The following is a 13,603-nucleotide window of genomic DNA, read 5'->3' on the forward strand; positions in this document are numbered from 1 at the left end:
AATATTATAATATGACTGCTACTTTTTCAACTAGTTTTTTTATTAATCTGTTTTTTATTAATCGGTGATATTTGCATAGTAGAAATCCAAATTTATACAATAAATTCATACTAGCAAAGAAATTAGATAGTGTTACGCAGTTTTGCTGCAAGTATACACTAAATCTTAAGGTAATACCAGTGATCTTAGGAAGAGCATAAATAATTCCTTTAATTATTTGTTGAGATTTTAGTAATTAGTTAACAAAAATTAGCTAATCGTAACAAACGGTACTATATTTGTTTTTTTGGGAGTGTCAAGTATTCTTATATTAAATTGCTGAAGAGATGCTTGATATTTTATTACTTTTATAGTAACATATTACGTAGATATCTATAAATTATACTGATCAGTTTATGTCAAATACTAATTGTTATGATAAGGCAACTCGTAGAGATTTTATAACCTTAACTGCTAGCAGTATGGTTGTGGTTGGAGCAGCATGTGCTACCTATCCTCTTGTTAGTTCATTTAACCCTTCAGCAGATGTTCTTGCCCTATCTTCAATAGAAGTGGATTTATCTCATATCCAACCAGGGCAAACTGTTACTGTTAAATGGCAAGGCAAGCCGGTTTTTATTACTAATAGAACTCCAGAAAAAATCGCTGAAGCAAGAAATGTAAATCTCGCCGAGCTAATGGATCCTGAGCTTGACCAAGATAGAGTTAAATCTGGGCATGATAAATGGTTGGTGACTATAGGCATTTGCACCCATTTGGGTTGCGTACCACTTGCAAACCAAGGCGATTATGACGGTTGGTTTTGCCCATGCCATGGCTCTCAGTATGATTCATCTGGTCGAGTACGCAAAGGACCAGCTCCTTTAAATTTGGCTGTTCCACCATATGAATTTATTTCCGATACAAAAATTAAAATCGGATAATTATTTATGAATGAAAGTAATTATCCTGAAGAATCCAATCCAAACAAATCCAATCCGATCATAGAATGGATCGACTACCGACTCCCTATTTTCTCGTTCTTTAAACATCTAGGCGAATACCGAACACCCAAAAATTTGAGTTACCTATGGAACTTAGGGTCAATAGCTGGTATTGCCTTAGTAATTCAGATAATCACTGGCATTATTTTGGCTATGCATTATACCCCTCACGTCGATTACGCCTTCGAGAGTGTTGAAAAAATTATGCGTAACGTCAATTATGGCTGGCTAATACGTTATATACACTCAGTTGGGGCATCAATGTTTTTTGTTGTCGTTTATTTACATATCTGTAGAGGGTTATATTATGGCTCGTACAAAAAACCTAGAGAGTTATTATGGCATATAGGCATAATAATTTTTCTTATCATGATGGCTACTGCCTTTATGGGATATGTGCTGCCTTGGGGACAAATGAGCTACTGGGGAGCAACTGTAATCACCAATTTATTTTCAGCTATACCTGTCATTGGCAAATCGATAGTTACCTGGCTTTGGGGAGGTTTTTCAGTTGATAACCCTACACTTAACAGATTCTTTGCTTTACATTATTTATTGCCTTTTATTATAGTAGCTTTAGTCTTACTTCATTTAGTAGCCCTACATGTTCATGGTTCAAATAACCCCAAGGGTATCGATGTTAAATCCCCTAAAGATACTATTCCTTTCCATCCATATTATACTGTAAAAGATTTTGTTGGATTTGGTGTTTATTTTCTAATATTTGCTTTTTTTGTCTTTTTCAAACCAAATTATTTAGGACATCCTGACAATTACGTACCAGCTAATCCTTTGGTTACGCCAACTCATATAGTTCCAGAATGGTATTTTTTGCCATTTTATGCTATTTTACGGGCAGTACCGTCAAAGCTAGGTGGGGTAATATTAATGTTTTCTAGTATTTTGTTATTATTTATTTTACCTTGGCTTGATAGCTCAAAAGTTAGAAGTGCCAATTATCGACCAATGTTCCGTATAGCTTTTTGGCTGTTCATAGCTGATTGTTTGGTACTTGGATATCTTGGAGGAAAACCAGCCGAAGACCCTTATATTACCTTAAGTAGATTTGCTGCTACTTACTATTTCTTTCATTTTTTCGTTGCAGTACCACTAATTAGCAAGTATGAGAAAACTTTGCCATTACCGGATTCTATATGAAAGATAATAAAATTACCTCTTATATCAAATTTTACCTGTGTTTGTTAATTTTGTTAGTATCCAATACTATCACTGCCAACGAAGCATTACCTACAAAAAAGATTGCTTGGTCATTTGACGGAATTTTTGCTAGCGTTGATAGAAAAGCTGCCCAACGTGGCTTTCAAGTCTATAAAGAAGTATGTAGTGTGTGTCATGGTCTTTATAATTTATATTATCGTAATCTTAAAGATATAGGATTTTCAGATGAAGAAATTAAAGAAATAGCCAAAAATTATACGGTGCAAGATGGCCCCAATGATGCAGGAGAAATGTTTGAAAGACCAGCTCTACCATCTGATCCATTTGTTCGCCCCTATCCTAACGAACAAGCAGCAAGAGCAGCCAATAACGGGGCAGACCCACCTGATTTATCATTGATCATTAAAGCAAGACCTGATGGGGCAAATTATGTATATTCTATACTTACTGGTTATACTAATCCTCCTGAGAATTTTAAATTAATGCCAGGATTAAGTTACAATCCATACTTTCCGCATAGTCAAATTGCCATGCCAGCTCCACTAACAGATGGACAAGTACAATATATAGACGGAACAAATTCATCGGTAGAACAAATGGCTATGGATGTTACCGTATTTTTACAATGGGCTGCTGAACCTGAAATGGAAAACCGTAAATCTATGGGTTTGAAGGTAATGATATTTTTAGTAATTTTTACAATTTTCTTTTATATTTCTAAAAATAGAATTTGGCAAAATGTCAAGTAACTTAATTACAAACCAGCAATTATAAATTCAAAATGTAAATGACAGTAATATTGTTCTAATTACAACTTATAGATATCAATTTGGAGTAATATTTTTTTATCATTGTATAATGTTTATCCTATGCCAATATATAATTAATGTGTCTCCTATATGTACAAATTTATAGATTTATTTTGTGATATTGGTGGTTTTCGTATAGCTCTTGAAGAAAAAGGGATGGAGTGTGTTTTTTCATCAGATATTGATAAAGATGTGCAAGAAACTTATAAAAGGAATTTTGGAGAAAAGCCCATGGGTGATATTTCTGAGATTTCTGAGCAAAAAATACCAAAACATGATATTTTATGTGCCGGTTTTCCTTGTCAACCTTTTAGTATCTCGGGTAAACAAAATGGTCTACATGATATAAATGGTAAATTATTTTATGAAATAATTAGAATTGAACAATATCATAAACCATTAATATTATTGCTTGAGAATGTTAAAAATATTATGAATATTGATAATGGTAATGTTATTAAAACGATAGATATAAAACTTGATGAAATAGGATATAAGTAGCCTACAATTTTTATTCTATAAGTATTAAGCAACATAAAAACGTCATTGCGAGGAGGCGTGAGCCATAGTACCCTACAATTTTTGTAATAAATACTCTGCAAAGGTATTGTATATGGAAGGTTGAAGTAGTATAAGAGTGTATTTTCTGACTATGCACAATATACTACTTCAGTCACTGATACTAAACTTTTCTTGGAAAAAATCAAGGCTAGAATGTCTTTCTGGAATGATTATGAGTCTAATTGAGAATTGCTCCGTTAGCGGTAAAAACATGGCACTTGGAATTAAGAGTGAAGCTAAACATAGCTCTAGAATTCAAAGAATATATAGGCTGTTTAGGGATCAAATATTTAATTATGACCAAATTGCTAAGTTTATTTTGAATATTTTTGCTAATGACAAATACATTATTGCTCTGGATAGAACTTGCTGGAAATTTGGCACAAGTGATATTAATATATTATTTTTGGTTATAGTTTTCGGAAAAATTTCTGTGCCTATTTATTGGTATCCATTAGATCACGGGGGTGCTTGTTCTAGCTGGTTGATGGAGGAAATTTTAGAGCGATTTATCAATAATTTTGGAGTTCATAAAATTAAATATTTATTGGCTGATCGCGAATTTATGAGTAAAGAATGGCTTAATTTTCTAACTAGCAAACAAATTAAATTTGCGATTCCTCTTAGAAAAGATATGCTGATTCGAATTATCAATGCTTTGCAAATTAAACCAGTGGGAAAAAGTTTTAATAATGTAAAACCCCTTGAATACCTTGAAATTAAAGGCATGTTATGGGGACATGTAGTTACATTATCTGCATATAGAAATGATAAAAGCGAACTAATGGTTGTTGCAGCTAGTGGTGATATTGATGTAAAAATTTTTGCTTTATATAAATTTCGCTGGTCAATTGAAGTTTGCCAGTCATAATGCCTCTGTAATAGTTATTTGTTTATTATTCTACCTTTTTTACCCTGGAATGGTAAATCCACTGTTTCGGTTGTTCTCTTAATGAGATCAACCTTTTAATCTCTTGCTCATCGGCTGTAATTAGCCAAATCCAACGTTGTGATGAGTTGTAAACTTTCCTGACTTTTAATTGCTCTCTTTGCATCCATCTATATAAAGTTGGTTCTGGTATATTGATTTTTTGCGATAATTCACGAAAAGTAAATTCATTTTGCCTACGATTAATTTCTCCTGATAATGTTCTTTTGTTAGTAGCTGTTACACCACTACGTATAAGTAGGCTACTAACCGTGTTCTCATTAAAAATATTTAACAGCTTTGCTGGACGCCACCCTTCTTGTTGATTTAAAATATCAGCAATTTGCTGTAATGTCATATCTTGGCTTTTGAGACTGGCTACTAGTTCAAGCAGTTTACCATAATAACTAAGTTGCTCCAATTTTGCCACAGGACGAACAAGATTAGTATTAGTTTTATATCCACCAGCCCAATGTATTTCTACCAAGACTTTCTCTGTTACACCTTCTATTTTTACAACAACACATTCTATTAGTAAACGTAAAATTTCTTTGCGTTCTTCTACCGTAGTAGTTGACGATGACCATAAAGCAGGAATATCAGAAGCTAATTTATATATAGTTTGACGCTCAACATCAGACAGAATTTTTGATTGTTCAGCTAAGAATTTGGCATATTCCTGTTTTAACTTTTCTTCTGCAGATAATGATTCTTCCCACTTTTTCTCAAGAGTTCTTGTGACAAGACGATTCTCAGGTTCTGAAGAATTATATTGCCGATATGCCCTCTCAACTTCATATCGTCCTCTCTCTAATTGTTTTTGCCAATATTTTTGTAAATTATTATGTTCGGTTTCAAGGTCTGTTGCCACTCGTAAACTAACTTCCAAAGCTTCTGGCTTTAACACTTCTAATGCCTGCTTAGCAATTAGTTCATCCAAAACATTGCCAACCAATGATTGGCAAACATCTTCACCATAATCTACAGACATTCTGCTACAACTATAACGCAATTTATTACCATTATTTGTATAGCAAGTTGCCATTCGTAAACCACAGCGACCACAAACAACAAGTCCGGCTAATAGTGCATTACCATGCCTTGCTACACCAATTCCTTGTATGGAGTTAGATAATAATTGTCTGCCATTACGTTCATATTGTTGCCAACTAATATAAGCAGGAACTTTGTCTTTTAACAATACTTGCCAATCTGACATTTTAGCAACAATACGCCCCGTAGATCGTCTGCCAGGTTTTTTTCTATGTGCCTCTGTTGGTCTGCGTCCATATACATAAGCACCTGCATATATGGGATTATGTAATAGATTTCCTAAAGTATTCCTATTAGGACGATGCCAGGTTAGTTCACCTTTTTGCAAACCGCTACGCTCTCTATAAGGCATTTTTATTTTATGACTGACTAAGTATTTTAATACTGCATTAATTGTAGAAAATTTTTCAAATAACTCAAATACCATCTGAATAGTTGCCTGTGCTTGCTCATCTGGATCTTTAACAATTTCGCCAGATGGTCGTCTAACATATCCCATAGCAACTTGCATGCCTAACTCACCTCGACGTGCTTTTGCTTTCTTCCCTTGTAGCATGCGTTGCTTAATTATATGTAACTCTGCTTCAGACATTGTACCTTTAAGACCTAATAATAGTCGATCATTATAGGATACCGGATCATAAATACCATCAGTATCAGCAATAATGGTTCTAAAAAGTGCACATACTTCTAGGTTCTGTTGACAAAATTTTATGTTAAGTTATCAGAGTAGAATAAAGAAGTTGCAATAGTAAGAAGAAATGGTAGTTTCTAGTTATCGAAACCAAGAAACTACCGATATGAAGTATTACATAGAAGACCAAGCATGGGAAGCAATTTTATCATTTTTTAAGAAAAAAAAAGCTATACACAACAAGAATGAGGAAAAAATAAGACAGTTTATTGAAGCAATATGGTTTATTGCTAGAACAGGTTGTCAATGGCGTCTTCTGCCTGATTATTATGGTTGTTGGTACAGTGTTTATCGCAGATTTAAGAGATGGGTTGACAAAGGTATATGGGAAGCTTTAATGGATCATGTTAAAGTAGATGTAGATATGGAATCAATGATGATTGATGCAACTATTGTAAGAGCACATGCTTGCTCATCTGGATATATTAAAGGTAATCAAGAGGAAGCAGCTTTAGGTAGAAGCAAAGGTGGTTTTAGTACTAAAATTCATGCCCTCGTTGATGCATTGGGTAACCCACTGAAGTTTATACTAACTGCTGGGCAAAGAAATGATATCACTCAGGCTGAAAATCTTACTAAAGATGTTCAGAATACGACGGTGATAGGTGATAAAGGATATGATAGTAGTGCGTTTGTAGAAAGCTTAGAAAATAAGGGGTGCGAGGTTGTTATCCCACCAAAATCTAATCGTAAAGTACAACGTGAATATGATAAACATATTTATAAAGAACGCCATTTAATTGAATGTTTCTTTGGTAAAATCAAACATTTTAGGCGTATATTTTCTAGGTTTGATAAAGCCCCAGCCACCTTTTTAGCCTTTCTAAATTTTGTTGGAGCTTTAATATGGTTACGTTAAAAATTTTGTCAACAGAACCTAGTAATTGGTACCAATCTTTGCATGATCGTGCTAACCTCGATACTTCTATTCCTAGTACTATACCAACATGGTCTAATCCAACTTCAGCAACTAAACGCTGAAATCCAGGACGACCTTCAGCAGTTGCACCAGACCGCCCCAAATCATCATCTATTATAAGTACTTTATCAGCACTCCAGCCTAGAGCATAAGCTCTCTCTACTAAATTATACTGCAATTTAGTAGATTCACTATGCCGTTCTACTTGTTGCAGCGTTGACTGCCTTATATACACTATCGCCAGACGATCGTGGTGATAGGCTTGAATCTTGCCACTTGATAATATTCTCTGAGTTGATTGTTTCTCCTTGTCTATCATTTGCCTTCTCCATATTTATTATCGATTTTGGCAATTTTTTCAATGATAATGTTGCTAATAGAGTTATTAGGCGATGACGATTCTCTTTGGGGATTCTCTCCCATTTCATTGGTTCCAATATAGGAATGCCTTGCATGATATTTTCTTACCCAATCAACCAAGTTTAGCAATACTGATTTGTTAAGTGTCGGGGATTGTTCTAAATTTGTCAAATTAAAACTTATAGATGTTTTAATAATGGAAGATAGAACGGTTGTTTAAACATCTCAAAAGCGGTGGCTTTGATATTGAAAAAAGTCATATAACAAACCCAGATAGATTCGTGAAATTAGTTACAGTTTGTGCTATTGCATCGTATACTTGCAGCAAAACTGCGTAACACTATCTAATTTCTTTGCTAGTATGAATTTATTGTATAAATTTGGATTTCTACTATGCAAATATCACCGATTAATAAAAAACAGATTAATAAAAAAACTAGTTGAAAAAGTAGCAGTCATATTATAATATTTGAAATATTAATAATAATGATAATTAATCAAATGAAAAAACCAAAAGTAGCGACCTTAAGTGCTGAAGAACGAGAAGAACTAATACAGCATGTCAAGGAAAGTTCATTAACGGGAGATGAACAGCAAACGATAGTAGAGCTTGTGAAATTTTGTAACGAGCTAATAGACAAGCTAGCATCATCAAATATCAGTATAAATAAGCTTAAGGAAATGCTGATTGGTTTTAAGGCAGATCACAAAAAAAAGATAGTTCAGATTCATTAAAAGAACCGCCAGGTGAATCTGATAACGGGAATGGTGGTAATGAAGGAGAGTGCGATAAGCCCAAAAAGATAGATCGTAGTAATTGGCAAGGTAAATATGGGTTTGATGATTATAAGGATGCGAATACCAGCTATTTAACTCCTGAGAATTTTTGTAGTGGTGATAGCTGTCCTCACTGCTATAATGGCAAACTATATAATAGTGAAGCTAGAAAATTGCTACAATTTACAGGTAATGCTCCAATTACAGTCAACAGATATGTAAAGAAAACGTTACGCTGTAATGCTTGCGATTATACAGTTATGAACAATAAAAATATCAACAAATGGACAAATAGTAGCAGAAGTGCAATAGTGTTACAAAAGACCTATGGTACTCCTTTCTACCGTTTATCTAGGCTACAGAGTTTAAGCGGGGTTCCTATAGCATACAGCTCGCTCTGGCAACAATATTTAGATGTTTGGCAAGAAGGTGGTGGAGCTGAAATTTACGGGGTATTATTGGAAATGGCTGCCGAATGTAGTTCACTGAACCTTGATGATACTAGAGCTAGGATTTTAGAAATTACTATAGCCAATAAAAAATTACGTACTCAAAATAAGAAAGGACGCAGCTGTTATACTACTACAATATGTGCTAAGACTGCAAATAATGAGGTAATAGTTTTATATTTTACCGGTAATAGGCATGGTGGAGAAAATATAGGTAACGTACTAAAGAATCGTAAGAATAGAACAGATTCTATCCAATTAATGACTGACGCAAGTAACAATAATAACCCGGTATTATCAGAAGCAGATAAAGAATTACTGGCAATAATAGTGATGATCAATTGTTTGTCACATGGTCAGAGAAAATTTACAGAAAATGAACTATATTACCCTGAAGAATGCGGATATTTTCTCAAACAAACACGTGGGATTTACCACAATGAACATCAATGTAAAGAGATGAGTCCTGAAGAGAAACTTGGGTATCATCAGGAACATAGCAGTAAATATATAGAAAACATATATAACAAAATAGACGAATTATTTAACGACAAGAAAGTTGAGCCTAATAGTAGGCTTGGACAAGCTATGAAATATTGGATAAATAATAAAGAAGGTTTGACCCAATTTTTAAAAATCCCAGTTAGCAATCTTGATAATAATTGGGCTGAGAGATCACTGCGTACCATTATTTTACAAAGGAAGAATTCATTATTCTTTAAAACAATCAATAGTGCTGAGATACATAGTGGTCTGTATAGTATAGTAAAGACTTGTAGTGAGAACGAGATCAATGCCTTTAAATATTTAAATTGGCTACAAGAGCATAGTAGCAAAGCAAAGAAGCATCCTGAGGATTATACGCCTTTTGCCTATGCAAGATATATGAATAATACGGAATTAATCGAGACAGCAGCTTAAACGACAGGAAGCCAATCATTAGAGAATTTGGCAGAACTAGGATCGCCATTATGAATAAGAATGTGTAAGGTTCTATAACAAATTTGGTAAGATGAATTATCAGATGGGAAAAGTTTTGCCGTAAATTTACCTTTGGATAGGCGTTTAGAGCATAGCCAAAAGCCTTGACCGTCAAAGGACAAAATTTTAATGGCAGTTCTGTTTTTATTATAGAATAAAAACAAGGAACCATTAAGAGGGTCAGAAGAAAGTTTTTGTCTACAAACAGCGATTAAGCCATCGATACCCTTGCGAAAATCGATGGCAATAGTGGCAACAAAAATAACTGACGCCGGGGTTAGTTGCAGCATAAAAATGTCTGAATTATAGTTTTTGGCTCTAGTGTTTGGATAATAAGCTTGGTACCATTTGGTTTAATAATGTGACAAGTATAGTGATTTTGCTTGGGAGCAGCTACAGGATCGGTATCTATAGAATTTACTAGTTGAAATGGGAGAAAATTAATATTTTGTTGTAGGGATTGATTTGAAGTTGAGACAGAAGAAGTTTTGATGGTAGGTTCATGGGCTTTTTTAGTTGAACTAATTGTTGCTTTATTAATATTAAGATGTTTAGCTATCTCTTGGTAAGAATAATGATGGAGTAATTGGTGAACTAATTCCTTTAGATGGTTTGGTATAGGATCAAACTTATTAGTTTTAGTTTGACGCCAAGCTTTAAATTGCTGAGCTACTTGCTCAATAGTAATCGATGGTATTTGCATAGTATGAAACCCAAATGTATAAAAAATTCATACTAACAAAAAAATTAGATAAAGTTATGCAGTTTTGCTGCAAGTATACTTTGTAACTATTTGTGCATACTTGGAACTACCAATAGCCGAGCAGCAGTTAATAAATCTATGTTACCAAAACTTATCTATTGACCCTGAGCCTCCTAAACTATAAATTTATTTGATTAAGTGATTTTAGTTAGTTTTTCCAGCTTTTTAAAATTATAGTGAATTAACTTGAATTGGCAACGTTATAAATCCGATTAGTATTTAGCCTTAGCGTTATTGAGATGAATGTGTAAGCTTTAGTCGTCATTGCGAGCTAATATATCCCCACGAAATTAAGCATGACAAAGCTCCGTCTTTATAATAGATGCAAGGGGTTCTACCAATGGTTTTATGGCATGCAAATAATTAAATTCAATAATAAATTTCCCAAGAGTACAATACGAATAAATTTTTTTATCTTTTACTGTGTTAGGTTGGAAAATTCTTTGCATACCTTGGCTATAGCCTACCACACCTATAACCCAATCATTTAATACTGTTTTTACATCCATAACCTACTATCTCCATCATCATTAAATAATGATGATATTCTATCAATTCTTGATATTTTGCAACAATTTCGTGGGGATATATCAGATTGCGAGGAGACCGTAAGGTCGACAAAGCAATCCATTTCTAATCATTTTCCTGGATTGCTTCGTCGACCTTACGGTCTCCTTGCAATGACATCTTGTACTTTGTAAAATATAGATTTACAAGACGGGCAAGTATCTATAATATCATTATAATTATATAAAAGTTAAAAAATATTAAGTATTACTTGTGCGTAAACAAACGACATATCAATATTTACTGATAGTAGATTAGTTTACATAGAAATAAACCTATTTTAATTTAATTGTTGCCTTTCTAGGTTATATAATATATGACAGTAATCTTTGCATTTATTAATAAGTATATTTGCAAAAATTTAATAATTCATTCATAAAGGAGTTAACTATGGCACGAAAGAATGACTTTATAGAAAAAGCTGACAAATTTATAGGTGAAAAGATCTATTCTTTAAGGCTTGCTAAGGGGTTGTCACGTCAACAACTTGCAAAGGTAATAGTAGTAACACATCAACAGTTACAAAAATATGAAAAGGGCATTAATAGAATACCAATGGGTAGGCTGATTCTTATTGCTAAAGCACTAGAAAAAAATATCGATTATTTTTATGATGGTTTAGAAGGAGCGGATAATGTCGAGCCTGTACATACTCAACATCAGCGTATGTGCATAGAAGTATCAAGAAACTTTATGAAGATTCGTAACCCTGCACATCAACAAGCTGTTAATGCATTGATACGTTCTTTGATTAAAGAAGATTAGGTGAGATAAAACATATATAAAATTTTATTTATGTTACGCAATTTGTGAGTTATGGTAGATTTGTTGAGTTGAGCAACCAATCTGCTAATAACTCACAATCCGATTGTTTATTTCGTAGTGAATAAATATATACATTTTATCACAAAAATTCATTACGCTAATAGATATATGCAAATTATTTAAAAAATTTGACTATATTTAGTTTGTCTCATTAATTTGTGATTTAGATTTCTCTAAGTATTTTAATATTTCCTCATGTAAGGCAGTCCATTTAACTTGTTTTTTCATAAGAGGTAGGAATTCTTTCTTCCATACTTTTATATATTGTTGAGAATACTCTCTTTCAAGATTTTGAAATTCAGAAGAAATATTTGTTTTGAACATAGCTATTAAATTTGAAACCTCAGTAATTTTATGACTATCTAAAGATTTCAAAGATAAAATATCTTGTTGTAAAACATCTATTTTATTTAATAAATTGTTTTTAAAGGTCTTATATGGCAAGATTATATCATACCTTAAATCAGAATTATAATATATTTCCATTTTATATATTAAGCTATTAAACGTATTACGTGATACTTCTTGTTCATAATTTGTAAGGGAAGTTAATAAATATTTATAGTCTTTTTCATTTAAATCACGTGGTTTAACAAGCATATGAATTTTGGAGTGTAAATTATTGAATTCACTATAAATACTATCTCGATACTTATCTAAAAACTTAGGAAATACATCTTGTTGCTCAAGTTTTAAGGGTAAATCCTTCCTAATTTCTATTGGTAGATTATGTATCGAAAACTGATATACTACCCACATAAAACTCTCATCAAATTCATTTGAATAATTGATACGATCATCAGGCAAAACTACCTTACCTTCTTTATCATTCCAAGGTCGTATCTTATAAAAAAATCTATTCAGTCTTTCTTTTAATTTTAGAATATCTGTGTTTTTATCTCCCATTTTATATAATACTTTATTCATTAAACGTTTAGCCTCGTTGGATTCTATTCTATTATTTATATGAAGACCTATATTATTTCTTTCCAATAACTCCCAATCAAATAATCTATGCGGATCAACTTTACGTAGCACATAACTATCAAATGCTTTACTGTACAATATTGTTCCTATTTCAGAATGACTAAATATCATATCTTTTCTTATTTTAAAACGTTTCATAAGATATAGGAGTAATTCTTTTACAGATTCCATTTGCTGTTGTGAAAACAATTCACGCCCAGTATTCACTATTTCTATGCCGATAGAATAATTATTTAAAGCAGTTAATTCTTCAAATTGCTCACCCATTTTAATTTTAGCATAACTAATACCAGCATGGTATGCTCGCTTTTCTAAAGGAACCGTTAACGTAATACTGCCATCCTTATCTACAATAAAATGAGCAGACAGACCTATTTTGTTTAGCAATTCTTTTGTATCTTTTAATGTTGATATACCAGTATGGTGAACTATAACCATTGATACTTTTTTACCTTCTCTGTCACCATAATTTGCAACTGGCACAGGGGCTAGGAAAAGTAAGTTTTTCTTTTGCAATACAGGAAGTTCTCTTTGTAAATGAGCAAAATCATTTTGAAAGCTTGCAATATCAGGATGCGGCTTAGATAAAGCCTCCACTCTTTTATGAGAACAGCCAGCATTTAATAATGCAACTATTATAAAAAGATAGTATCTTAAAAAGAGATCAAGAGCTTTATTGGTCATACAAATATCCAATCACTATAAATTATGTTAAAAAATTAAGTGTAGCTAACCAGTTCTATAGTCAGTTAACCTGAATTGGTGCCG

At 32.9% G+C, this 13,603-nt stretch carries 16 protein-coding genes; 9 read left to right on the top strand and 7 right to left on the bottom strand.

The annotated features are described in order from the left end of the window. The first annotated feature begins 395 nt into the window (after positions 1-395). The 5 genes from petA to ACQH6S_RS03645 all read left to right on the top strand — a co-directional run bounded on the left by petA (position 396) and on the right by ACQH6S_RS03645 (position 4,403). Positions 396-923 (top strand): ubiquinol-cytochrome c reductase iron-sulfur subunit, encoded by a 528-nt coding sequence (petA, locus tag ACQH6S_RS03625; RefSeq protein ID WP_094649207.1) that lies wholly within the window; start codon positions 396-398, stop codon positions 921-923. 6 nt (positions 924-929) lie between these two features. Further along, positions 930-2,141 carry a cytochrome b gene (locus ACQH6S_RS03630; protein WP_341759693.1) on the top strand — a complete coding sequence of 404 codons (1,212 nt, stop codon included), beginning with the start codon at positions 930-932 and terminating at the stop codon, positions 2,139-2,141. Continuing rightward, complete coding sequence (locus ACQH6S_RS03635; RefSeq protein ID WP_425360497.1) at positions 2,138-2,911, top strand: cytochrome c1; 774 nt, start codon at positions 2,138-2,140, stop codon at positions 2,909-2,911. Before ACQH6S_RS03630 ends, ACQH6S_RS03635 begins: the two co-directional genes overlap by 4 nt. A 150-nt stretch (positions 2,912-3,061) precedes the next feature. Further along, positions 3,062-3,472, top strand: a complete 411-nt coding sequence (locus ACQH6S_RS03640; protein WP_425360496.1) for a DNA cytosine methyltransferase — start codon at positions 3,062-3,064, stop codon at positions 3,470-3,472. A 151-nt stretch (positions 3,473-3,623) separates the two neighbouring features. After that, positions 3,624-4,403 (top strand): transposase, encoded by a 780-nt coding sequence (locus tag ACQH6S_RS03645; protein ID WP_425360495.1) that lies wholly within the window; start codon positions 3,624-3,626, stop codon positions 4,401-4,403. Positions 4,404-4,428: 25 nt separating this feature from the next. Here ACQH6S_RS03645 and ACQH6S_RS03650 read toward each other — a convergent pair whose 3' ends face one another. Beyond that, on the bottom strand, positions 4,429-6,105 hold the full coding sequence (locus ACQH6S_RS03650) for a recombinase family protein (protein WP_425360494.1): 1,677 nt from the start codon (positions 6,103-6,105) through the stop codon (positions 4,429-4,431). A 208-nt stretch (positions 6,106-6,313) separates the two neighbouring features. On the opposite strand from ACQH6S_RS03650, the gene ACQH6S_RS03655 reads away from it, so the two are divergent. Further along, positions 6,314-7,066 carry an IS5 family transposase gene (locus ACQH6S_RS03655; RefSeq protein ID WP_425360879.1) on the top strand — a complete coding sequence of 251 codons (753 nt, stop codon included), beginning with the start codon at positions 6,314-6,316 and terminating at the stop codon, positions 7,064-7,066. On the opposite strand, the gene ACQH6S_RS03660 is transcribed toward ACQH6S_RS03655, so the two are convergent. Then, complete coding sequence (locus ACQH6S_RS03660; protein ID WP_425360493.1) at positions 6,993-7,445, bottom strand: recombinase family protein; 453 nt, start codon at positions 7,443-7,445, stop codon at positions 6,993-6,995. The genes ACQH6S_RS03655 and ACQH6S_RS03660 overlap by 74 nt on opposite strands. Continuing rightward, positions 7,442-7,657 (bottom strand): hypothetical protein, encoded by a 216-nt coding sequence (locus ACQH6S_RS03665; protein WP_425360492.1) that lies wholly within the window; start codon positions 7,655-7,657, stop codon positions 7,442-7,444. Before ACQH6S_RS03665 ends, ACQH6S_RS03660 begins: the two co-directional genes overlap by 4 nt. A 315-nt stretch (positions 7,658-7,972) precedes the next feature. Between ACQH6S_RS03665 and ACQH6S_RS03670 the strand changes: the two genes are divergently transcribed. Continuing rightward, a complete protein-coding gene (locus tag ACQH6S_RS03670; protein WP_341758049.1) occupies positions 7,973-8,221 on the top strand; it encodes a hypothetical protein in 249 nt (82 codons plus the stop codon). 302 nt (positions 8,222-8,523) lie between these two features. Further along, positions 8,524-9,633: an IS66 family transposase gene (locus tag ACQH6S_RS03675; protein ID WP_425364395.1), complete on the top strand. Its 1,110-nt coding sequence runs from the start codon at positions 8,524-8,526 to the stop codon at positions 9,631-9,633. Here the strand turns inward: ACQH6S_RS03675 and tnpB are convergent. From tnpB to ACQH6S_RS03690, 3 genes are all read right to left on the bottom strand, one after another. Further along, on the bottom strand, positions 9,630-9,983 hold the full coding sequence (gene tnpB / locus ACQH6S_RS03680; RefSeq protein WP_341752109.1) for an IS66 family insertion sequence element accessory protein TnpB: 354 nt from the start codon (positions 9,981-9,983) through the stop codon (positions 9,630-9,632). The genes ACQH6S_RS03675 and tnpB overlap by 4 nt on opposite strands. Further along, the gene (locus ACQH6S_RS03685) at positions 9,971-10,396 is read right to left on the bottom strand and encodes a hypothetical protein (protein ID WP_341758053.1); all 426 of its coding nucleotides are present in this window, start codon (positions 10,394-10,396) and stop codon (positions 9,971-9,973) included. The genes tnpB and ACQH6S_RS03685 overlap by 13 nt, the downstream gene beginning before the upstream one ends. A gap of 350 nt (positions 10,397-10,746) precedes the next feature. Then, complete coding sequence (locus ACQH6S_RS03690; RefSeq protein WP_341748519.1) at positions 10,747-10,965, bottom strand: hypothetical protein; 219 nt, start codon at positions 10,963-10,965, stop codon at positions 10,747-10,749. A gap of 448 nt (positions 10,966-11,413) precedes the next feature. Here ACQH6S_RS03690 and ACQH6S_RS03695 point away from each other — a divergent pair, with 448 nt between their 5' ends. Further along, on the top strand, positions 11,414-11,788 hold the full coding sequence (locus tag ACQH6S_RS03695) for a helix-turn-helix domain-containing protein (protein ID WP_094649399.1): 375 nt from the start codon (positions 11,414-11,416) through the stop codon (positions 11,786-11,788). A 198-nt stretch (positions 11,789-11,986) separates the two neighbouring features. Here the strand turns inward: ACQH6S_RS03695 and ACQH6S_RS03700 are convergent, their stop codons facing one another. Next, entirely contained in the window at positions 11,987-13,519 is a 1,533-nt protein-coding gene (locus ACQH6S_RS03700; protein WP_425360744.1) for an N-acetylmuramoyl-L-alanine amidase, read from the bottom strand. Between the last annotated feature and the right edge of the window lie 84 nt (positions 13,520-13,603).

The sequence above is a fragment of the Candidatus Tisiphia endosymbiont of Mystacides longicornis genome (genome assembly GCF_964031095.1).
Taxonomy (GTDB): Bacteria; Pseudomonadota; Alphaproteobacteria; order Rickettsiales; family Rickettsiaceae; genus Tisiphia.